This window comes from Fluviicola taffensis DSM 16823, assembly GCF_000194605.1.
Lineage (GTDB): Bacteria > Bacteroidota > Bacteroidia > Flavobacteriales_D > Crocinitomicaceae > Fluviicola > Fluviicola taffensis.
Window position 1 is genome coordinate 26,643 of the sequence record NC_015321.1, and the last position, 20,940, is coordinate 47,582.

Annotated in this window: 22 protein-coding genes; 2 read left to right on the forward strand and 20 right to left on the reverse strand. The window is 35.7% G+C overall.

Annotated features, from left to right (window positions below; genetic code table 11):
- Nucleotide 1: 1 nt before the first annotated feature.
- Nucleotides 2–928, forward strand: a complete 927-nt coding sequence (locus FLUTA_RS00120) for a hypothetical protein (protein ID WP_013684810.1) — start codon at nucleotides 2–4, stop codon at nucleotides 926–928.
- Nucleotides 929–988: 60 nt separating this feature from the next.
- On the opposite strand, the gene FLUTA_RS00125 is transcribed toward FLUTA_RS00120, so the two are convergent.
- The 16 genes from FLUTA_RS00125 to dapA all read right to left on the reverse strand — a co-directional run bounded on the left by FLUTA_RS00125 (nucleotide 989) and on the right by dapA (nucleotide 15,074).
- Nucleotides 989–1,798 (reverse strand): enoyl-ACP reductase FabI, encoded by an 810-nt coding sequence (locus FLUTA_RS00125; RefSeq protein ID WP_013684811.1) that lies wholly within the window; start codon nucleotides 1,796–1,798, stop codon nucleotides 989–991.
- A gap of 124 nt (nucleotides 1,799–1,922) precedes the next feature.
- Entirely contained in the window at nucleotides 1,923–2,696 is a 774-nt protein-coding gene (locus tag FLUTA_RS00130; RefSeq protein WP_013684812.1) for an MBL fold metallo-hydrolase, read from the reverse strand.
- Nucleotides 2,696–3,094, reverse strand: coding sequence for a DUF423 domain-containing protein (locus FLUTA_RS00135; protein WP_013684813.1), 399 nt, complete (start codon nucleotides 3,092–3,094; stop codon nucleotides 2,696–2,698). Before FLUTA_RS00135 ends, FLUTA_RS00130 begins: the two co-directional genes overlap by 1 nt.
- A gap of 85 nt (nucleotides 3,095–3,179) precedes the next feature.
- Nucleotides 3,180–4,826, reverse strand: a complete 1,647-nt coding sequence (gene recN / locus FLUTA_RS00140) for a DNA repair protein RecN (RefSeq protein WP_013684814.1) — start codon at nucleotides 4,824–4,826, stop codon at nucleotides 3,180–3,182.
- Nucleotides 4,826–5,725: a type IX secretion system protein PorD gene (gene porD / locus FLUTA_RS00145; RefSeq protein WP_043023535.1), complete on the reverse strand. Its 900-nt coding sequence runs from the start codon at nucleotides 5,723–5,725 to the stop codon at nucleotides 4,826–4,828. The genes recN and porD overlap by 1 nt, the downstream gene beginning before the upstream one ends.
- Entirely contained in the window at nucleotides 5,718–6,920 is a 1,203-nt protein-coding gene (coaBC, locus tag FLUTA_RS00150; RefSeq protein ID WP_013684816.1) for a bifunctional phosphopantothenoylcysteine decarboxylase/phosphopantothenate--cysteine ligase CoaBC, read from the reverse strand. Before coaBC ends, porD begins: the two co-directional genes overlap by 8 nt.
- A gap of 9 nt (nucleotides 6,921–6,929) precedes the next feature.
- Complete coding sequence (locus tag FLUTA_RS00155) at nucleotides 6,930–7,247, reverse strand: DNA-directed RNA polymerase subunit omega (RefSeq protein WP_013684817.1); 318 nt, start codon at nucleotides 7,245–7,247, stop codon at nucleotides 6,930–6,932.
- Nucleotides 7,248–7,269: 22 nt separating this feature from the next.
- On the reverse strand, nucleotides 7,270–8,058 hold the full coding sequence (locus tag FLUTA_RS00160; RefSeq protein WP_013684818.1) for an outer membrane protein assembly factor BamD: 789 nt from the start codon (nucleotides 8,056–8,058) through the stop codon (nucleotides 7,270–7,272).
- 203 nt (nucleotides 8,059–8,261) lie between these two features.
- Nucleotides 8,262–9,077, reverse strand: coding sequence for a patatin-like phospholipase domain-containing protein (locus FLUTA_RS00165; protein ID WP_013684819.1), 816 nt, complete (start codon nucleotides 9,075–9,077; stop codon nucleotides 8,262–8,264).
- Nucleotides 9,078–9,161: 84 nt separating this feature from the next.
- Nucleotides 9,162–10,115, reverse strand: coding sequence for a M23 family metallopeptidase (locus FLUTA_RS20375; RefSeq protein WP_013684820.1), 954 nt, complete (start codon nucleotides 10,113–10,115; stop codon nucleotides 9,162–9,164).
- Nucleotides 10,116–10,298: 183 nt separating this feature from the next.
- Entirely contained in the window at nucleotides 10,299–11,171 is an 873-nt protein-coding gene (locus FLUTA_RS00175; RefSeq protein ID WP_013684821.1) for an FKBP-type peptidyl-prolyl cis-trans isomerase, read from the reverse strand.
- Entirely contained in the window at nucleotides 11,168–11,680 is a 513-nt protein-coding gene (locus FLUTA_RS00180; protein ID WP_013684822.1) for an FKBP-type peptidyl-prolyl cis-trans isomerase, read from the reverse strand. Before FLUTA_RS00180 ends, FLUTA_RS00175 begins: the two co-directional genes overlap by 4 nt.
- Complete coding sequence (locus FLUTA_RS00185) at nucleotides 11,677–12,684, reverse strand: DHH family phosphoesterase (protein ID WP_013684823.1); 1,008 nt, start codon at nucleotides 12,682–12,684, stop codon at nucleotides 11,677–11,679. The genes FLUTA_RS00180 and FLUTA_RS00185 overlap by 4 nt, the downstream gene beginning before the upstream one ends.
- A 122-nt stretch (nucleotides 12,685–12,806) precedes the next feature.
- Nucleotides 12,807–13,277 (reverse strand): hypothetical protein, encoded by a 471-nt coding sequence (locus FLUTA_RS00190; protein ID WP_013684824.1) that lies wholly within the window; start codon nucleotides 13,275–13,277, stop codon nucleotides 12,807–12,809.
- Between the two features lie 10 nt (nucleotides 13,278–13,287).
- Nucleotides 13,288–14,151: a hypothetical protein gene (locus FLUTA_RS00195; RefSeq protein ID WP_013684825.1), complete on the reverse strand. Its 864-nt coding sequence runs from the start codon at nucleotides 14,149–14,151 to the stop codon at nucleotides 13,288–13,290.
- 47 nt (nucleotides 14,152–14,198) lie between these two features.
- Complete coding sequence (gene dapA / locus FLUTA_RS00200; protein WP_013684826.1) at nucleotides 14,199–15,074, reverse strand: 4-hydroxy-tetrahydrodipicolinate synthase; 876 nt, start codon at nucleotides 15,072–15,074, stop codon at nucleotides 14,199–14,201.
- Nucleotides 15,075–15,240: 166 nt separating this feature from the next.
- Here dapA and FLUTA_RS00205 point away from each other — a divergent pair, with 166 nt between their 5' ends.
- Nucleotides 15,241–15,567 carry a hypothetical protein gene (locus tag FLUTA_RS00205; protein ID WP_013684827.1) on the forward strand — a complete coding sequence of 109 codons (327 nt, stop codon included), beginning with the start codon at nucleotides 15,241–15,243 and terminating at the stop codon, nucleotides 15,565–15,567.
- On the opposite strand, the gene ligA is transcribed toward FLUTA_RS00205, so the two are convergent.
- The 4 genes from ligA to prmC all read right to left on the reverse strand — a co-directional run bounded on the left by ligA (nucleotide 15,559) and on the right by prmC (nucleotide 20,926).
- Nucleotides 15,559–17,571: an NAD-dependent DNA ligase LigA gene (gene ligA / locus FLUTA_RS00210; protein WP_013684828.1), complete on the reverse strand. Its 2,013-nt coding sequence runs from the start codon at nucleotides 17,569–17,571 to the stop codon at nucleotides 15,559–15,561. The genes FLUTA_RS00205 and ligA overlap by 9 nt on opposite strands.
- 208 nt (nucleotides 17,572–17,779) lie before the next feature.
- Entirely contained in the window at nucleotides 17,780–19,465 is a 1,686-nt protein-coding gene (locus tag FLUTA_RS00215; protein WP_013684829.1) for an RluA family pseudouridine synthase, read from the reverse strand.
- 129 nt (nucleotides 19,466–19,594) lie between these two features.
- A complete protein-coding gene (locus FLUTA_RS00220) occupies nucleotides 19,595–20,026 on the reverse strand; it encodes a (4Fe-4S)-binding protein (RefSeq protein ID WP_013684830.1) in 432 nt (143 codons plus the stop codon).
- Between the two features lie 45 nt (nucleotides 20,027–20,071).
- On the reverse strand, nucleotides 20,072–20,926 hold the full coding sequence (gene prmC, locus FLUTA_RS00225) for a peptide chain release factor N(5)-glutamine methyltransferase (protein ID WP_013684831.1): 855 nt from the start codon (nucleotides 20,924–20,926) through the stop codon (nucleotides 20,072–20,074).
- Between the last annotated feature and the right edge of the window lie 14 nt (nucleotides 20,927–20,940).

Here is a 20,940-nt window from a genome sequence, read left to right on the forward strand (position 1 = left end):
TATGAAGAAGTATTTACTCTCTATTTTAATTGGCTTACCAGTAGCTGCTTGTACGAATTCCAATCCAGATGAAAAAGAAGCAACAAATAAAATTACTGATAAAACAGAACTCTCGGATCTAAAACCGAAAACTGATTCAATTGGTGATACCTTAGAAAGAAACCCGTTGGTAAAAGAGTTGAGTGCTACTCAAATTCAAAAATTGAAGCAATTAGTGAATCAAAAAACGATAGATGACATCATTTTATTCAATAATAACTTTGCAACAGTACAAACAGATTTTGATTTTGCACGCGTATATCACACTGGAAGAAAACTCTTTGATGCAATCGAAAAAGACGTTTATCGGAAATTTCCAGATAATGGATACAATGCCATGGAAGCGATGAAATTCATTGACAAATCGTTTGCTCTCAGATCTTCTTGTGAAGCTGAATGCACTGAATTCGTTATGAACTATCATTTTTTAGACCTTCAAAAATTGGCGAAATTCACCAAAGGAAATGCAGATGACGAGTTTATTAAACTTAAAATTGCGGCTGAAGGAGAATCTGGAAGACTTGATCCACAATGGTTGACTTTTTTCGAACGCACATGGGATTATGGCGGCGGTTCATTGCTTGGAGATAGTGCAATTTTTAATTTTATGGAATCATCTTTCAAAAGTCTTCAAAAAAGTGATCTCTTTAAAACAGACATTCTAGCAATTCGTGAAAGTGTTATTGAAACAATGAAACACCGCATTTATATGTTTTCAAAAGAAGCCGTTTTATCCGAAATCAATCGAATCATCAAATCGAAGATTCTATTGCCAAAAGAAATCATAGAAATAACTGGACTTCGAAAGGTAATCGAAAAAGATCAGGAAGATCCTGCATTGCAATTCAATTGTTCAGATCCAGAACAAAATTGTGACTGGGGTGGATAAAAAACCAAGAAGGGGCGTAAAATTTTACGCCCCTTCTTGGTTTACAATATATTTTTCGAATTAGATTCCGAATTTTTTCATAATTACATCACTTACTCCAGTTGTGGAATATCCACCATCATGGAACAAATTCTGCATGGTAACCATTCTTGTTAAATCAGAGAATAGTGAAATACAATAATTTGCACAATCTTCTGCACTTGCGTTTCCTAATGGAGCAATTGCATCAGCATAATCATAGAAATCACCAAATCCTTTAATTCCTGACCCTGCAGTTGTTTTAGTTGGAGATTGAGAAACAGTATTGATTCTTACTTTCTTCTCCAATCCATAATGATATCCAAAACTTCTCGCGATTGATTCTAACATTGCTTTAATGTCAGCCATATCTGTATAGAATGGATACGTTCTTTGCGCCGCAGCGTAAGTCAAAGCAACTACACTTCCCCACTCATTGATTGCATCCATATTCTTAGCAACAGAAAGCATTTTATGCAAAGACAAAGCAGAAACATCAATTCCTTTTTGGAAAAAATCGTAGTTCAAATCTTGATATGGGATATTCTTGCGAATATTAACACTCATTCCAATTGAATGAAGTACAAAATCAATTTTACCCCCTAAAATCTCTTGAGCTTCTGTAAAAAGTTTTTGCAATTCTTCAGTACTAGTAGCATCAGCTGGAATAATTTTTGAATTAGTTTTCGCAGCTAGTTCGTTGATTTCTCCCATTCGCATTGCAATTGGAGCATTCGTTAGTACAAAAGTTGCACCGTGTTCATGTGCTTTTTCAGCAACTTTCCAAGCAATAGAGTTTTGATCTAAAGCTCCAGTAATGATTCCACGTTTTCCTTCTAGTAATTTTGACATAATCATTTGATTTGGGGACAAATTTAGAATTTAATTTCATATCGACAAGGAATATTTCAATGCAGAATTAGACAAACGGCACTAAATGAAAATCATTCCGTCAAATTTCTGAAGAATCGGTTTTCTATTCAAAGTCAAACTTCAATCCATCGTAAGCAGCAAAGACGTTTTCTGGAAGTTCACTTTCAATTTCGGCATGTGTTCCAAACAAATGAGAAATGTGTGTCAAATAAGCTTTTTCAGGTTTCACTTCCTGAATAAAATGCAAGGCTTCTTCCAAATTGAAATGTGAAATATGTGGTTCTTTTCGCAAAGCATTCACAATTAAGACCTTCACTCCTTTTAACTTTTCTATTTCCTTCGCAGAAACCGTTTTAGCATCAGTAATATAGGCAAAGTCTCCAATTCTAAATCCAAGAACCGGCATAAAATAATGCATCACTTCAACTGGAACAATCGGAATTGTATTGGAAAGCCTAAATGGCTCGTTTTCAATCGTAATAATATTCAACTGCGGAATTCCTGGATATTTGTCTTCCTCAAAAGCATAATGATATTCACGTCTCAAAGCTTCCTCAACGGCTTTTGTACAGTAAATGTCCATATCCCTCGATTCTTTAAAATTAAATGCTCTCACGTCATCTAATCCAGCCATGTGATCTTTGTGTTCATGCGTAAACAAAACTGCTTCCAAATTTTTCACTTGAAATTTCAGCATTTGTTGTCTAAAATCTGGACCAGCATCAATGACGTAATTCTTTCCTTCGATTTCCAACAAAACAGAACAACGCAATCGATTATCCTCCACTTTTTGAGAAGTACAAACATGACAATCACAAGCAATTACTGGAATTCCCTGAGACGTACCTGAACCTAATATCGTTGCTGAAAACTTCATTAATTACGAGACCGAATTACTTGTATTAACAATAAAGTCCAACCGAGAATCATTAAAAGTCCCCCAATTGGAGTTATTGGACCAAAAACTTTCGATAAAGATCCACCTGTATGGATTTTCGAATAAGTTAATCCATAAATACTTCCAGAAAAAAATACTGTGCCAAAAATCATCAACCAAAAAATAGCTTTGGCTGAAATAGAAAACCGGGTTGCAATAAATGGGATGATTAGAAAACCTAAACCTTGAAAGAACTGGTATTTGGTAGCTGTATCAAAAGCAGCAAGTATATCTTCATCCGAAGTTACATTTTTCAGTCCATGAGCTCCAAATGCGCCTAAAATAATTGCTAAAATGATTATTACAAGGCCACTTACTATCCATTTCTTCTCCATCATCTAAAGATAGAAGAAAATTCAAAATTAGAAATGAAAAATTCAAAAATGCATTAAGCGTTTAAAACTTTTGAATTTTGGCTGATTGTTAGTTCATCAATTCAATAGCAGAAGAACGTGCCAAATCGGTCACTTGTTCTCCAGAGATTAATTTAGCCAAGGATTCGATTCGCTCTGTTTTGCTTAACTCCTTAATTTGCGAAATTGTTTGACTATTTTCATGTGATTTAGAAACTTCGAAATGATAGTCTCCTTTTGCCGCTACTTGTGGTAAATGAGTAATTGCAAATACTTGCAGGTTTTCCCCCATTTGTTTCAACAATTTCCCCATTCTTAAGGCAACTTCCCCAGATACTCCTGTATCAATCTCATCCAAAATCAATGTTGGGAGAGATTTTTTCTCACTCATAATCAACTGTATAGCTAGCATAACACGAGACAACTCACCTCCACTCGCCGCTTTCTCAATTGGTTTTAATTCCAAGCCCTTATTCGCCGAAAACAGAATTTGAATCGTCATTCCTCCGTTCGCATCCAATTTTTCTACCTGATTGAGATTCATTTTAAATTGCGAATGTTCCATTTTCAATTCAGATAAAATGGCAAGAAGGTATTTTTCCAATTGAGGAATCTTCAACTTTCTTTTTTCGAAAAGTTTAGTCGAAATTTCGCGCAAGGCAATCTCATTTTTCTCGATTTCAATAGTCAATTCATTGATTCGTTCATCTGAAAAATTCAATTCATTGATTCGAAGATCCAATTTATCACGAAAAGCAACCAATTCATCTTGAGTTGCCAATTGGTGTTTCTTAACTATTTTGTTGAAATTATCCAAAGATTCTGTCAAACGAAATAAAGCCTCAGGATCGCTTTCCAATTGATTCAATTGCCTATCAGAATCCTTCGAAATATCGCTCAACTCTACAATTATTGCTTGAAATCTTTCCGAAATGGTATTCAAATCCTGATCTGCATTTTTCCATTTATCAATATGGATTTTCACACGTCTTAGCAAATCTAAAGCACCAGAATCTTGATCGATGGCATTGATAACGGAAGAATATGCTTCTTTCAAATTATCCAATTGAGACAATTTATTGAAATCTTGTTCCAATTGCTCGTAATTCACCGATTCCAAATCCAATCCTCGAATTTCATTCAACTGAAATTGAATATAGTCTAGCTCCTGCAAATGATTTGTTTGAGCAGAAGCAAGTTGATTTCGTTCTCCTTTAAGTCGTTGAATTTTTTGATAATTTACAGAAACTTCTTGAGCCAACTCCAAACAATCGCCGAAAGAATCCAATAAATCAAACTGAAATTTACTCTTCTTAATCTCTAAAGTCTCATGCTGCGAATGAATATAAACTAGCTGCTCTGTTAATTCTTTCAATTGAGTTAATTGAACAGGAGTGTCATTGATAAATGAGCGCGATTTTCCTTGACTAGTAATTTCCCTTCGAATAACGGTTTCACTTTCCCAATCAATATCTTCTTGGATAAACCAATTCTTGAAAGACTCATTCAAATCAAAAACAGCTTCAACTACCGTTTTTTTCTCTGGATTCCGAATGACTGAAAAATCTGAGCGTTCGCCTAAAATAAGATTTAACGCTCCCAATAAGATCGACTTTCCAGATCCTGTTTCACCAGTTATGACATGTAAACCATCGTGAAATTGAAGCGAAACATGTTCAATTAAAGCGAAATTTTGAACAGATAGGGATTTCAACATTAGTTCAAAATTTCTTCGTACTTCGTTGAATTCGTAGGATCTATCTTTTTTAATACGGCAACGATCTGGGTTTTCTCTTCCTGTTTAGCAGTAGCATATAAATTCTTCAATTCATTCAACTTACAGTAAGCGAAATTGATGATGTTAATCGTATTTGGCCTTGCTGCAGAAACTTTTGACAATTTATCCAAAGCGTTGTAGATTGCTTTTTTCGCATCTTCAGGTTTGTCATACATGTGATCCATTCCTAATCGGTGGTATTCATACGAACATTCTCTTAATGGTTCAAACAATTGCTGCAATTGATTCTCCACTAACCAGTAACGATTCTTCTTTCCTTGCTCATTAGATTTCCAGCCTTTCCCTGAAGCTGTTTGTGCATTCGTAACAATTTGCTGAGCCTCTTGAAAATACTTCGTTCCACCTTGTTTTGAAAAAGAATCAAAATCTAAACCAATCATGTAATACGCATAAAATGCTAAAACAGAAGATAAATTGTCTCTAAATTGATTCTTGGCATAAAGAATCACTGTATTTCTGGTGTATGTAAAATCTAGATTATCGTCTTGAAAATTAAACAAAGTCGTATTATATGAACCATTGTAAACTGGTCTACTGGATTGAACTTGAATCGCTCCACTAAACTCTCCGTTGTTGATTGAGTTTATTTGCAATTGAAGCTGGCAATTAATGCGTTCCTCTACTTTGAACTTTTCGTCAGTCCATTTCGTGTTATTCATCAAATCAGTGACAACCTGCTTAATTTGCTCAAACAATTCCTTTTCTGCAGAAGTAACCTCTGTTTTAATATTCGTAATAATGGTTACTTGGCAGTTCAATTCCTGCGAATAGCCTCTAAAAAGAAGCATCAAGAAAATACCTGTTATAATTTTATTCATACAAATTTGTCATCAATTCATTCAACAAAGAGAATGCGAGTTGTTCTTTAGATTGTAACTCAAAGCTACGCAATTTATTGTTTTTAAAAATCAATTTCACCGAATTTGTGTCAGTCCCAAATCCAACTCCTGGTTCTCCAATTTCATTCAAAACAATTGCATCTAGTTGTTTCTTCTCAAGCTTATTTTGAGCATATTCTATGCCATTTTGAGTTTCTAAAGCAAACCCAACAACTTTTTGATCTGTTTTATTCGCTGAAGCCCATGATAAAATATCGGGATTCTTCTCGAGAATAATTTCCAACTGATCCTGTGTTTTTTTAATTTTTTGAGTTTCTGAATGAGCTGGTCGATAATCTGCCACTGCTGCAGCAAAAATTCCCATATCCATTTGGCTCCAGTTTTTTTGAACACTCTCCAACATGTCATTCGCTGACACAACAGGAATCACTTGAATCTGCTTGTGTTTTACTTTTTGATTGGTTGGACCAGTAATTAAAACAACATCTCCACCTAATGCAGCAACTGCTTCAGCCAATGCAAATCCCATTTTCCCTGAGGAATGATTTCCAATAAACCTTACAGGATCTAATGCTTCATAGGTTGGACCAGCGGTAACCAAAACTTTCTTTCCAACAAATCGTTTATCATAGCAAAAATGATCCTCAAGAACTTGCAAGATAGTTTCTGGCTCAGCCATTCTTCCTTGGCCTTCCAAGCCACTTGCTAAAAACCCACTTTCTGCTGGTATGATTTGATGTCCGAATGATTGTAAACGCTCTAAATTATCTTTGGTTGTCTGATGCTGATACATATCCAAATCCATTGCAGGAGCGACAAAAACAGGGCATTTGGCACTTAAATAAGTTGCAAGCAGAAAGTTGTCAGAAAATCCGTGAGCCATTTTTGCTAGTGAATTCGCAGTAACTGGTGCAAAAATCATCAAATCAGCCCATAAAGCCCATTCGACATGATTAGTCCATTCACCTGTTTTAGAATTATAAAATTCAATAGCAACTGGTGATTCTGATAAGGTTGAAAGCGTTAGAGGTGTAATAAAATCAGAAGAGGCAGGAGTCATCATACATCTGACCTCTGCCCCTTGTTTCTTTAATAATCTCACAAAGGAAGCAATTTTATAAGCTGCAATTCCGCCAGTTACACCAACCAGAATCTTTTTTCCCAGTAAAGACATATGAGTGAATTACTCTTGGTTTTTTCTAGTATAAATTTGACCTTCTTTCAATTCTTCAATTGCAACCGCAACTGGTTTAGGAAGTTTCTCATAAAAGCGAGAGATTTCAATTTGCTCACGGTTTTCAAAAATTTCTTCCAAGTTATCCGTAGATGAAGCAAACTCTTGCAATTTTGCAGTCAATTCTTCTTTCATCGAAGAGCTAATTTGATTTGCTCTCTTAGACAATACTACAATCGATTCATAGATATTACCAGTTGTTTCTTCTAAATCTATTGTATCACGCGTTACAGTTGAACGCTCAGCATTGTTGTTTTTGAAGCCCATTTCTTCTATTTTATTTACTTAATTAGTTTGTTGGAATATTGATCTTTTTTACTTTCTCAACATATCCTTCGAATTCGCGAAGATAGTTTGAATTTGGGAATTCTACAAGAAAAATATTAAATCGCTCGATTGTTTGGTCAATTCTCTCCTCTAATTTCGCATCAATACTATTAATCGCTAAATGATAGGAATTTCTAATCAAAATAGCCCAGCAATCTTCTCGATTTAAAGATCGTGGATAATTATCTAAAAACTGCTGAGAACTAACTACTGCGGCACGGTAATTTTCCGTTTTTGAATACAGTTTGACATTCATGAAGTCTTTATGTTCCAATTTTAATCGCAATTTATCCATGACAAAATTACATGTGTCTAAGCGCTCTGAATTTGGAAAACGCGAAACAAAACTTTGTAATTCATTCAACGCTACATCTGTCTCGTGTTGATCCAAAGAAGCTTCAGGACTATTCTCAACTGCACATAATGCAGCCAAAAACATCGTTTCTTCTACTTTTGGAGAATACGGAAACTTCGCTTGAAAAGCACTTAAATAATAACTTGCCAAGTACCAATCCTCTACATTATAACATGCTTTTCCTAAACGATAAAAAGAAACTTCTCCTTGTGGCGTTCTCGGACTTCTCTGATAAACTTGTTCATACAAAGCTACACAGCGCTCGTACTTGCCCTCATCATAAAGTTTATTTGCTTCTTTGAATTTTGCTTCGTAATCATCCGATTTTAAAATTCGGTTATAGGAATTACAGCTAATTAGCGTTAAAAGAGTAAGAATTAAGAAAGTCCATTTCATATCAACAAAAATAGGAGAAATTGGATAACGAAAAACCTCTAGGAAATATTGTTTGAGAATTCTTAACAAAAAAATAGGTTCAAAGGGTTCAAAGGGTTCAAAGGGTTCAAAGGTGTTTATGTAAAATATATTGAACTATTGAACTATTGAACTATTGAACTATTGAACTATTGAACTATTGAACTATTGAACTATTGAACATCTTAAACAAATCTCCCTGACTTAATTTCCATTAATCGCAATAATCGATCCATTGCTGGGGCTTCATCTTCGAAATAGACTCGTGTCTTTTCAATTTTGTCTTCTATCGAATCACTTCTTTCAAATTCGGGGTTAAATCGGAAATAATGCCATTTTTTATGGTTGCGAATTTCTTTTTCAAATTCTAATTGAGCTTGCTCTGAAAATTGCTGCTCTAAATCAGCATCTCTATGCTTTCCAGAACCAATACTTACAATCACTACAGAATCTTCTTGATACAAACAATCGGCATATCGCATGGCTTGCAAAATAGGGTTCGGAGCAAATTGACTTGCATTCATCAATCTACGATACCCCAATTTTATAAATTGCTGCTCATTAGGATTCCCCATGCAAGCCTTTAAAACCGAATCTAGCTTAATTGATTGTTGCGTAGGCCTGCTATCTGAAAAATGAAATAACTCATCAGAATCGACATCATAAGTCATGAATAAAAAATGCTTACGAAGTGTAAATAAAGTGTCCTCCTCATCAAAAAGCCGAGAAACCATTTCTTTGCTGTAACCGTTGTTTTGATATTGAAGCAATTTTTCCAAAGCGGATAATTCTTCAATCAACGAAATTTGCTGTTTTGCTAAAAGGCTAGCTAATAGAACGCTGTCTCCTGAGGCAACTAATAAGTCAATCCAATTATAAAGAGATTTGTCGATATCTACGGAATGAATTCTACGAGACAAGGAACTCAATCCAACAATTGGAACGAGTAAAGCATCTGAGCCTCCATCTGTTACTAAAACAATTCTATAGTTGCACGACATAAAAGCAATTTAATACAATCACTTATACGAAGCAAATTTTTTAACATAAAATGTAGTTAAACGAATTATTTAATTCGTTTGTCGTCATCTTACGCGTACTTGTCGACCAACCTGCAAGAGTGTCGTAGGTCGTATTCCATTCAATTTACACAGTCGAGAAACGGTGGTGTTACTCTTAGAAGCAATTTGAGAAAGTGTATCTCCACTTCTAATTTTATAATATTTTCGAGCGCCTGCTGCTTCTGTTCTTGCTTGAACAGCAGCTATTGATTCACCAGAAATTTCTTCATCACTTGGTTTCGCACCTGGTCTGAAAAGATTCTTTTGAACAAGCAAGTTTTCATCCTTCAATTCTTTTTTGGTAAAATCAATGACTTCTTCTGGATTCATTGGGACATCGTAAAAACGAACTTCAAAGTGTAAATGCGCACCAAAAGAACGTCCAGTGTTTCCTCCAAGTCCAATTGGTTCACCCGCTTTCACCTCCTGATCAGGAGCAACTAAATGCTTTGAAAGGTGAGCGTAAAAGGTTTCCAATCCGTTATGGTGACGAATAATTACCAAATTACCAAAACCACCATCGTTCCATTTTGCATATCTCACACGACCTGAAAACGCCGCTTTCACAGTGTCTCCCGTTCGTAAATTCAAATCGGTACCGTTGTGATATCTTCCTTTTCTATATCCGTAATGAGAAGTCACTATTCCCGGTACTGGCGCCACAAAATCTTTATGCAAATCATCTACCAAACACAACCACAGCGTATCGTTCATTCGAGACAAATCATTGTTTCTTTCAGATGTAAAGCACAAATCATTGTCCCACGTTTGCATCAAATTTAAATTTGTATCAGCTTGGATTCTATTAAACAATGCCTCATTCATGATCCCATCAAACTCTTCATCTAGTAAAAATTTCCATGTTCGATTGGAGTAAAGTACCATTTTCCCTTTATCCGTGTTTACGGTATCAATTGGAGTTTGAGAATATCCTGAAAATGATAAAATAAATAGGAAGAAATAAAAAAACTTATTCATAGTTTAATATCTTGGGATTTTTTAGATGTTGCAAAACTAACAAAAAAATAAGGAAATTCACCTGTCAAAAAACGTTAATTCCAACATTCACAAGTTCATATCTTTGATAATTCAAAATCTAGAATGCAAAATTCAAAAATTTTGAGACCTATTTTTTCTGCATTTTTAATTTTTAATTTTTAATTACTTCTGGACTGATTTCCCATCCACATCCATTACAATTACATCGTAAAAAAGATCTTCATTAGGTTTTACCAAATCTACATACCCCTTACTTCCATAAGCCTCAGAAGCAGGAACCAAAATATATAATTTGTCATACATCTTAGCATTTATCATTGCTTTTCTCAAACCTGGAATCAACGATGCATCTTTCATTCCAAAGGCAAAAGGAGTATTTCTTTGATACGAATTATCATACCTCGGATTCGATTTTGTTCCTACGAAATAATGAATCGCCACATTTGATGTAGCTGTAATTCCAGCATCTTTTATTTCAGGATTTTCTTCCAATTTCCATACACGAACTCCATCAACAACTTTTGTGGGAGGAATTTCTTTTCCAATACGCAAAAAGACAATATTAGGAGAATTGGGTGGAACAATACCTGGAATCCCTTTTTCACCACGCGCTAATTGACCTGGAATGAAGATCTCTACAAAGTCACCAACATGCAATTCTTTCATTGCAATATCAAATCCAGGAGTTTGCATTCCATATCCCACCAAATAAGGCAACATATCTCGTTGAAGCTTGTAATTCCCATCAATTATTTCACCCGTTTTCAATCTTGTCTTGAAGTTAATTTCATAGACTGAACCATCTTTTACCGCTTCACCTGTTCCTTTTTCAAACCATTGAATTCGCAAACCATTCGGAAAGCTTTTTTTATCAGCGATTGTCTTTTTGGGTTCGATTAACTTTTCAGCTTCAGACATTTGATTTCCGGGATCAGTCGTTGATGGAGCTTTCGTGCCATTATTCGTAGGAGTATCAACTCCTGAAGTACATGCAGATAATACTAATCCAATAAGTATGCAGTTTATTAATTTCATTCTATTCCAATTAATTCAATATCAACAACTAAAGGTGAAAGAGGAGGGATTTTATCCATATCTCCGACCAAGCCATGCGCTAAATAGCTTGGGAAAACCAATTTTGCCTTCTCACCTACTCTCATCAATTTTATACCTTCATGAATACCTGATTCTAAATCACTCTCATCAATCAAGAAAACATCTTCTTCATCAGATTCTGTTTTATAAACTTCTGTACCGTCTAATAAACTCACTCTATATTGTGTTCGAGCATTCATTCCAGCTTTAGGGAATTCGCCATCTGTTTTTTTCAAAATAACGATTCTCAAACCAGTTCCTGTTACCTCAATGTCCCAGTTTTCATGTTGCGAAAAATACAAATCAATATCCAAATCTTGTTCAATCGCTAATTCCTTATTCATTTTGGAAGATTTCTCCATGTTCCAATCAATTGGTTTTGGAGGTTTTACTTCTTCAGTACAAGAACATAGAATCAATAAACAAAAAATAAATTCTCTTTTTATCATACTTTAGGAATGAAATCTTTTACAAATGTTACAAATTTTTCAGTTGTTTTCTCCAAAGATTCGGAAGAAATCCCTCCAGAAGCATATGCATGTCCCCCACCTTCAAAATGTGTATTAGCAAGTTCATTGACAAAATAATCGCCTTTTGATCGGAATGAAATCTTGACTTTTCCATCTTTTTCAACAAATAAAACAGCCATTTTAATTCCTTGAATTCCTAAAATCTGATTGACCAATCCTTCTGTATCTCCTTTTTGATAGTTGTATTTTTTCAACTCAGATTCTGAAAGTGAGGCAAAAGCAACGGAAATATCATTCAAGCAAACCAATTTTTCCGACAAAGCGAATCCCCTCAATTTGATTCTATCAACTGTATTGGTATCGTAAACAGCTTCGTGGATTAAATAATGTTTGACTCCTCTTCGAATTAAATCGCCAATAATCTCATGCGTTTCAGCACTCACAGAAGGAAACCTAAAAGAACCCGTATCTGTCATGATTCCCAAATACAAGCAAGCTCCAGAAACCTCATCTAAATCATCCAATAGATTTACATCTTTAATCCATTTATAAACCAATTCGCACGTAGAACAAGCCGATGTTTCTGAAATGACAATTTCACAAAAATCGGCTGGATGAAGATGATGATCAATCATCACTTTTTTCGCTTTCGATTCTACCAATGCATTTTTCATGGAATCTCCAACCCTTGATGGTTCGTTGTAATCCAAACAGAAAATAAGATCTGCATCCTGAAGTTTTTGAAATGCTAGTTCTTGCTTCGTTTCTACATCAATAATGGTTTCTTGACCTGGAACCCAATGTAAAAAGCTCGGAGATGGATCAGGATGAACAACATCTACCTGTTTCCCCCATTTTTTCAATACATGAAACAACGCCAGCGAACTTCCAATAGAATCGCCATCTGGAGATTTGTGAGAAGTAATAACAATTGATTGAGATTGATCCACAAGCTCAAGTATTTTTTTTGACAACTGATGCATTTTATAAAATTATGAATTCATTTTTAAGAGGTCATGTGAACCCTTTTCCACTCGATGTTTTTATTCCAAAAGAAAAGCCTCGCAAATTTACGAGGCTTTTATTAGTATATTTAAAATAAGATTTAAAATCCTGTTTTTACAGTTCTTTTTGTCTCAATAACTACCGCAACACATCCGTGTTTCTTTTTATCTCCACCTGTAATAGAAACATTTACAAATATTTTGCGCGCTTTATCAGAAGTAAATTCTAAAGCTTCAGCTACTCCTGAAGAAGCCAATACTTTTTTTACTTTCTTGAAAGACTCTTTTCCGTCAGCTACTTTCTTTTCTACAACCATTTCATAGATTTCGTAGTTTAACGTTCCAACGCTTCCTTCTCCAAGAACAGTTGACAAACGATAATCTAATCCTTGATGTGCTATAAACGACATTTCATACGTCTCATCTGCAGCAATTGCTCCTGCACGAGATTGAGAGTTTAAATTATACTCGTCTTTTTCTTTCTTTTTCTTTAAAAAAGCTTCAGGAGCAGGGCATTGAGCAAAACTAAAGACAAAACCAAATAATAAGGCTGATGTTAAAATAAATTTCATATCTCTAATATTAAGCAGTAATAATTTTTGTACGGATTTCTTTGATCTTTTTCGACAAGTTATCGAAACATTTCTGAGTCATTTTACAACTCTCTCCTCCAGAAAAAGTCAATTTCCCATTGGTATTTTGAACTTTCGTTTCACCAGAGTTACAATCCAAATCTTCAAAGGCATTGATTACTTCTTCAATTGCTGAAGAATATTCTTTAACTGTTGCGTTATCTTGGTAGCTCACCAAAAACTCCAATAAGTTTTCAGCAACTAATTTTTGATCTGCAAGCGCTTGATCTAATTTGGGTGATTTACCAAATCCTTTCGAACTTCCAATCATCAAATGCATCGACTCAATCCATCCACCAACAAGCATTAAAGAAAGTTCTTCTCCTTTATCAATTTCGATTAAACGTTGGAAAGTACGATTGTACACATCGTCACTCAATTTGAACAATGAATCTGCATTTCCATCCCATTTTTTAGCCAATTCGCCCAATTCAGTTCCGAAAACTTGCGCAACACCAATATCAGAACCCAATTTCTCCATTTTCCCGAAATAGCTCAAATATTTGTTGGTTTCGTTAAATGAAGTCAAATAAGCAACATCTGCCGTGTAAACTCCAAAGTTCAATGCTTTTTGAGCTGAATTGGAATATTTATCAGCCAAAGCTGGATCGTGTAAAATTTTCGTGTTTTTCACCGCATCCATCTTTGAAATCAATGCAAATTGCTCAGACGGTGATGGAATATTGTAGTTTACGTTAGCAGCATCTACTGTTTCTTGCTCTACGACAGTTGCCACTTCTTGCTTCTCTTCACCAGAGCCACAAGCATATGCCATCATCAACAAGACGCCACCTAAGATTAGTTTGTTTTTCATTTTCTAGTATTTAATGCGAATCTATTAATTTTCAATCAATCACGAGATTATTTCATCAACTTTTTTGTCTCCGAACAAATTTTTGCTTTCAATTCAGTTGAAACTTGAACCAAAGGAAGTCGCATAGTTGGTTTCATCCAACCCAACTCTTCCAAAGCAATTTTCACTCCACCTGGATTTCCTTCTGCAAAAAGCAATTTGGTAATCGGTAACAAATCGTAATGGTATTTTCTTGCTGTTTCAAAATCTCCGTTTAAGGCACTTGTAACCATTTTACTGAAATGAGCTGGGAAAGAATTGGCAACAACAGAAATTACTCCGTCTCCACCAGCGGCAATGATTGGTAACGTAATCGCGTCATCACCTGAAAGCAATAAGAATCCTTCTGGTTTGCAACGAATAATTTCCATAATTTGCTCCATGTTCCCAGAAGCTTCTTTCATCGCTACAATATTCTTGATTTCAGCCAATTCTAAAGTCGTCTCTGCCAAGACGTTTGAACCTGTTCTACCTGGAACATTGTACAAAATAATGGGCAAATCTGTAGCAGATGCCAACTCTTTGTAATGTGCAATATATCCAGCTTGAGTTGGTTTATTGTAATAGGGCGCAACCGATAGAATTCCATCAACTCCTTTTGGAATGTGCTTAAATGCATCCGCAACAGCCAAGGTATTATTTCCGCCAACTCCATAAACGATTGGCAACTTTCCATTGTTTTCTTCCAATACTGTTTCAAGAACCTGCTTCTTTTCATCACTATTTAATGTTGGAGATTCACCTGTCGTTCCTTGAACAACTAAGTAATTGGTACCACCAGAAATTTGCTCTTGTACCAATCTACGCAATGCTGGAAAATCAATTGACATATCTGCATTGAAAGGAGTAACCAATGCAACTCCAGCTCCTTTAAATAGATTCATTGTAATTATTTTTAAACAGTAAAAAGTCTGCACGAAATTACGAAATCAATTGCTAATTCCGAATGCCTAATTACGAATTCCGAATTTAAAAAAACAGATTGTAGTTGCAGTAGAATTTTTTCTGTCCCTACGACCAAAAATCAGGTGCATTCACTAGCTTTGTACCATGGTAACAAATCAATTTCCATTCAAAGTGCTTTTTTGTTTTGAGGATGAATTCAAACTGATTACAGAGATTAAACGAACGGATATTCAATCGGAAGATAAGAGTCTTGTTTACAAATGGCTCCACATCGACAAAAGCTCTGGTCAAATATGGCAACTCACTTTTCAGTCCATGGATCAATTGGAAGGCAAACAAATTCGGGATTTCGCGGAAGGAAATTTAACGTGGAATGCATCATCCGTAAACTTCAACGATGAAGCAATGACTCGTATTGAGACAGAACTAACCACGGACTGGCTGAAACTTATTGCTGATTTTCTAGCTTGAGAGCATTTGAATAAAATCTTCCTCTGAAATAATAGGAATTCCCAAAGAACTCGCTTTTTCCAATTTCGCGGGTCCCATATTTTCTCCAGCCAAAACGTACGTCGTTTTTGCAGAAATAGATCCCACATTCTTTCCTCCGTTCTTTTCAATCAAGTCTTTGATCTCGTCTCTGCTGAATTTGGAGAAAACGCCAGAAACAACGAACGATTTTCCTTCCAATGAATTCGAGTCAAGAGCGACTTCTTCTACTTCAAATTGAACTCCAGCAATTTTTAATCGCTCGATAATTTGAATAGCGCGCTCGTCTTGAAAGAATTTTTGGACAGCAATGGCAATTTTCTCTCCAATCTCATCCACAGCAATTAACTCATCGTAAGTTGCTTTTGAAATAGCATCAATATTGTTAAATGCATAAGCCAATTTCTTCGCGACGGTTTCACCCACAAAGCGAATTCCTAGTGCGAACAATACCCGCTCGAACGGAATCTCTTTCGAATTCCGAATTCCAATAATCAAATTATTCGCAGATTTATCAGCCATGCGCTCTAAGTTCACCACCTGATCAAAGGTCAGATCGTATAAATCGGCGATACTATCTGCTAAACCTTCTTTGTATAACAAATCAATTGTTTCCGCTCCCAAACCATCAATATTCATAGCTTTTCGAGAAATAAAATGCTCCATCCGACCTTTTACTTGCGGTGGACAAACCAAATCATTCAAACAATAGTGTTGTACTTCACCCTCTCTTCGTTGCAATTCAGAATTACATTCTGGACAACGTTCAATGAAAATTACCTTCTCTGCATTTACTGGACGAGAATCGGTTTGGACACCAACTATCTTTGGAATAATTTCACCTCCCTTTTCGACATAAACAGAATCCTCCAAGTACAAATCCAGTTTTTCAATTTGATCAGCATTATGTAAAGATGCTCGCTTAACAACAGTTCCTCCCAAAAGAACTGGAATTAAATTTGCGACTGGAGTAATTGCACCTGTTCTACCAACTTGATATGTGACTTCTTTCAAGGTTGTCGATACGCGCTCAGCTTTAAATTTGTATGCAATTGCCCATCGTGGAGACTTCGCAGTGAATCCTAAATCCGCTTGTTGATCGTAATTATTGACTTTTATAACGATTCCATCAATTTCAAAAGGCAAATTATAGCGTTCCTTATCCCAGTAATGAATGAACTCCATGATTCCTTCAATGGAAAAAGTATTTAAAATGTATTTATTCTTCTCCTGTGGAGTTTTGAATCCCCATTCTTGTGCTTTTTGAATGCTTTCCAAATGAGATTCCATCAACAAATCATCCCCATAAACTCCGTATAAAAAACAATCTAAACCTCTTTCTGCAACGACTTTAGAATCTTGAGATTTCAAAGTTCCAGAAGCAGAATTACGCGGATTTGCAAAAACGGGTTCTCCTAATTCTTCGCGTTGTCGGTTCATTGCTTCGAAATTTGCTTTTGGGAAAAAGATCTCACCTCGAATTTCAAAATCATCTGGATAATCGCCTTTCAGCGTCAGAGGAATCGTTCGGATTGTTTTCACATTTGCCGAAATATCTTCTCCTTTTGTTCCATCGCCACGTGTTACTGCCCGTGCAAACTTTCCATTCACATAGCGAATTCCAATGGCAACTCCATCGTATTTCAATTCGCATACGTATTCAATCGGTCCAGTTGCTAGTTTTTTCAAGCGTTGTTCCCATTCGATAATTTCCTCCTCCGAATAGGAATTTGATAAAGAAAGCATCGGGAATTTGTGAACCACCGTTGCGAATTTTTTAGTGATATCACCACCAACTCGTTTTGTAGGACTTAAATCTGAAGCTAATTCTGGAAATTGAGTTTCCAAATCCTGCAATTCTTTCAGAAGCACATCGAATTCATAATCAGAAATCGTTGGATTGCTTTCCACATAATAGTTGTGATTGTGAAGAGTTAACTCTTTCGTTAATTGTTCTATTTTAAGTTGTGCTTCAGACAGATTCATAAGGAAAATTTCGATGGTCAAAAATAAGAAAAAGTGCAAGCTTTTGAAGATTAAATCATGACAATCGTTCGTACGAAAATGATTTAGGAGAAGTGCAAGCTTTTGATTTCCGTCGTGGTGGAACGAGTTACGAATTCGTTTTTTTATTTCCCACTAACGAATACAAAAGAACACGGATGTAAAATTATTAATGATTACGGAGTGAAACTTAACTAAACTCCGCATCCACTTTAATCTTGATTGCTTCTTTAGTTATCGGATGTGTAAACTGCAAAAACTGTGCATGCAAGTGAAGCCGTGTTGCGCGATTCCCATACAAATCATCACCCAAAATTGGAGCGTTCAAGCCTAAAGTATGTGCCGCATGAACACGCAATTGATGCGTTCTTCCAGTAATTGGGTAAAAGTAAATGAGTGTTTGATTGTTTCTGTGCTCAATAACTTCCCACTTGGTTACCGCACGTTTTCCATGTTCGTAGCAAACCAATTGACGTGGTCTATCATCTAAATCAACTCGCAAAGGTAGATCAATCGTTCCCAATCGCTCTGAAATTATTCCTTCTAACAATGCCACATAGCGTTTTTGAACATTTCGCTTAATAAACTGTTTCTGTAAATGTTTGTGGACGATTTTATCTTTCGCAATCACTAAAAGTCCTGAAGTTGACATATCCAAACGATGTACAATCAGCGGACCTGTAGCATGCGGATATTTCTCCTTCATTCGTGTGTAAACAGAATCTGAAATAGATTTTCCTGGAACGGATAAAAATTCGGCGGGTTTGTTTACAATGACTATATAATCATCTTCAAAAACGATTTCCAAGTCCTTGTTTTCTGCTGGATTTAAAAGCATTGGATTCTCATCCATCTCTGTTTCACCAAGCATGTGTCCCAAAATTGGTTCACACTTTCCTCTGCATGCTGGATAAACTTGTTTGTGCAAACGAATCTCCGATTTTGGAGAAGCCCCCCACCAAAATTCGCCCAAGCAAATTGGTTTCAATTCATTTTCAAAAGCAAACTGTAAAAGTTTTGGAGCAGCGCATTCTCCGGCTCCAGCTGGTGGTTTGTGATCAATGGTGTTTTGAAAGATACTTTGTAAGCTTCGTTTTTCTTTCTTTGAATTGACGAAGTAATAAGAATCGAAAATCTCTTTCTGAAGCGTGTTAGACATTGACTTGCGCTTTTCCTTCAGCTCGTTCAATTCTGTTTCAAAAGCAGTAACCACCTCCTCTAAAACGGCTATTTTTTGCTTGTTTGAATGTGTAAAGTCTTTTAGGAAATATTGTTCTTGAATGGATTTCTTTCTCAAATCCTCCAGAAGCTCTTCCAATGCGGCTCCTTCTAAGTGAGCTGATGTCTCTCGAATCTGTTTTCGTTCAGCTTTGGACTCTTTGATCTGTTTCTTGTAATTCTGAAGTTCTAATCCATAGTCTGTAATCGTTTTTTGCAATTCTATTTTAGCTTTTGAATACGCTTCATTTTCCTCCAATTCCGAAATGGTGATCGTCATATCATTAATAACGACTTCTTCTTTCCGAAAAAAACCTTGAGAATCGAGTAAATCAAATACAGGTGGGACAAAATAATCATGGTCATTCGATTCTGCCAACTTTCCTGAAAACGCAGCTAAAAAACCTAAATCACCCTGTTTATCTTCCACTACCAAAACGCCAAACATTTTTCCAATGATTAATCCGTCCAACTGGTCATCCAATCCGAAATTGTGAATCCAATCTTTTTGAGTGAGCAAATAATCTTGTAATTGATCCATTGCATGAAATGCTAACTCATGTGGTTCATAATAAAATGGAAAAGTAAATTTCTCTGGTCTCGAAAGTTTAGAAACATCAGACTTGAAGGAAATGAACTTTGGATTTTTTGGAGACATGCTTCTTTTATAGAATGCAAAGGTAATTCAAAATTGAGAACGTCAGAAAGTTTAAAAGTGTTTAAGGAAATCTGTTTTGACTTTTAAATTATATCAAAAATCATGACGTAATTCCGCAATATTACGTCACTAATCAGAAAAATTAATTTTCACATGTGTTCCATCGCAATAAGGTTTGTTCGAAGAGGCTCCACATCTACAAAAAGCTGTCACTTTGCTCACTTTGGATTCTTCATGCCCTGAATGTTTCACCGTTATATTGCCATAAACTAGTAAAGGTCCATTTGGTAAAGTTTCAACCACATTGGAAACAAGAACTTCTGGTTTCTCTTCATTTAATCGGTAACTCAAAGCGCCACTTGGGCATTTATCTACCTGATTCCTTATTTCTTGAGAAGTCGCTCCTTCCAATTTAATCCAAGGTTTTGTACTTGGCTGAAAAACAGTTGGAAGTCCAGTTGCTTTTTTCCAACAAATCGTTGAATGTATACAACTTCCAGGCTTCCAAACAACAGTTACTTCTCCATTTGAATATTCTTTTACAACCTCTTTGTCTGACATGATTCTCCTTTGATTAATCTAAATTAAGTAAAATGATTCAATTACTTATCCAATCCATTGAGCTTTTAGCATGCGACTTTTACCTTGCAAATCTTCTCTGATTTCTACTGGATGGAAACCTAATTTTTCAACCATTTCCTTAGTTTGAGTAGCAAAATTTTCATGTAACTCGAAAAATAAATAACCATCTGTATTTAGTGAAGCAGATGCATAATCAGCTAGTTTTCGGTAAAACAATAAAGGATCTTCGTTTGGAACAAAAAGCGCTAAGTCGGGCTCGAACGCTGTTACATTTTGATGCATTTCCATTTTTTCAATCCATGGAATATAAGGCGGATTGGAAACAATGAGATCCACTTTTTCATTGCCAGAAACAAGAATACTTAATGCATCTCGTTTTTCAAATTGAACGTTTAAATTCAATCCATTTCCATTTTTCCGGGCAATCTCTAAAGCTTCTTCCGAAATATCAAATCCACTAACAATTGCATTGGGGATGCGATTTTTTAACGCGAATGCTATACAACCGGAACCAGTGCACCAATCTTCAATAATGGGGTTCTTCAATTGCATCGTATCTTGAATCCAAGCTGTTAGTTCTTCTGTTTCTGGTCGCGGAATAAGAACTCCAGGTGCGACATTAATTTTTAGATCATCAAAATAAGTGAAGCCAACGATGTATTGATAAGGCTCGCCAGTTTTCAAACGTGACGAAATTTGACTCAATTCTTTCAAATCAGTTTCTGAAATGTTAATTTCACTGGAAACTAGTAATGTTGACCTATTGAAGTTGAAAACATCTTCGAGAGTAAGCATTAGAATATTACGGGCTTCTCTTTCAGAATAAATCTCCTTTAAATTATCACACCAAACTCTGGTAAGTTCTTTGAAATCCCGCATGGTTCAAAGATAAT

Coding starts and splice junctions, on each gene's coding strand:
- FLUTA_RS00215 (WP_013684829.1), bottom strand. CDS start 19,465: ATGTCTCCAAAAAATCCAAAGTTCATTTCCTTCAAGTCTGATGTTTCT.
- FLUTA_RS00175 (WP_013684821.1), bottom strand. CDS start 11,171: ATGAAATTAATAAACTGCATACTTATTGGATTAGTATTATCTGCATGT.
- FLUTA_RS00220 (WP_013684830.1), bottom strand. CDS start 20,026: ATGTCAGACAAAGAGGTTGTAAAAGAATATTCAAATGGAGAAGTAACT.
- FLUTA_RS00165 (WP_013684819.1), bottom strand. CDS start 9,077: ATGTCGTGCAACTATAGAATTGTTTTAGTAACAGATGGAGGCTCAGAT.
- FLUTA_RS00205 (WP_013684827.1), top strand. CDS start 15,241: ATGGTAACAAATCAATTTCCATTCAAAGTGCTTTTTTGTTTTGAGGAT.
- FLUTA_RS00125 (WP_013684811.1), bottom strand. CDS start 1,798: ATGTCAAAATTACTAGAAGGAAAACGTGGAATCATTACTGGAGCTTTA.
- FLUTA_RS00160 (WP_013684818.1), bottom strand. CDS start 8,058: ATGAAATGGACTTTCTTAATTCTTACTCTTTTAACGCTAATTAGCTGT.
- recN (WP_013684814.1), bottom strand. CDS start 4,826: ATGTTGAAATCCCTATCTGTTCAAAATTTCGCTTTAATTGAACATGTT.
- FLUTA_RS00180 (WP_013684822.1), bottom strand. CDS start 11,680: ATGATAAAAAGAGAATTTATTTTTTGTTTATTGATTCTATGTTCTTGT.
- FLUTA_RS00135 (WP_013684813.1), bottom strand. CDS start 3,094: ATGATGGAGAAGAAATGGATAGTAAGTGGCCTTGTAATAATCATTTTA.
- FLUTA_RS00190 (WP_013684824.1), bottom strand. CDS start 13,277: ATGAAATTTATTTTAACATCAGCCTTATTATTTGGTTTTGTCTTTAGT.
- FLUTA_RS00120 (WP_013684810.1), top strand. CDS start 2: ATGAAGAAGTATTTACTCTCTATTTTAATTGGCTTACCAGTAGCTGCT.
- porD (WP_043023535.1), bottom strand. CDS start 5,725: ATGAATAAAATTATAACAGGTATTTTCTTGATGCTTCTTTTTAGAGGC.
- FLUTA_RS00195 (WP_013684825.1), bottom strand. CDS start 14,151: ATGAAAAACAAACTAATCTTAGGTGGCGTCTTGTTGATGATGGCATAT.
- FLUTA_RS00130 (WP_013684812.1), bottom strand. CDS start 2,696: ATGAAGTTTTCAGCAACGATATTAGGTTCAGGTACGTCTCAGGGAATT.
- FLUTA_RS00155 (WP_013684817.1), bottom strand. CDS start 7,247: ATGGGCTTCAAAAACAACAATGCTGAGCGTTCAACTGTAACGCGTGAT.
- ligA (WP_013684828.1), bottom strand. CDS start 17,571: ATGAATCTGTCTGAAGCACAACTTAAAATAGAACAATTAACGAAAGAG.
- dapA (WP_013684826.1), bottom strand. CDS start 15,074: ATGAATCTATTTAAAGGAGCTGGAGTTGCATTGGTTACTCCTTTCAAT.
- prmC (WP_013684831.1), bottom strand. CDS start 20,926: ATGCGGGATTTCAAAGAACTTACCAGAGTTTGGTGTGATAATTTAAAG.
- FLUTA_RS20375 (WP_013684820.1), bottom strand. CDS start 10,115: ATGAATAAGTTTTTTTATTTCTTCCTATTTATTTTATCATTTTCAGGA.
- FLUTA_RS00185 (WP_013684823.1), bottom strand. CDS start 12,684: ATGCATCAGTTGTCAAAAAAAATACTTGAGCTTGTGGATCAATCTCAA.
- coaBC (WP_013684816.1), bottom strand. CDS start 6,920: ATGTCTTTACTGGGAAAAAAGATTCTGGTTGGTGTAACTGGCGGAATT.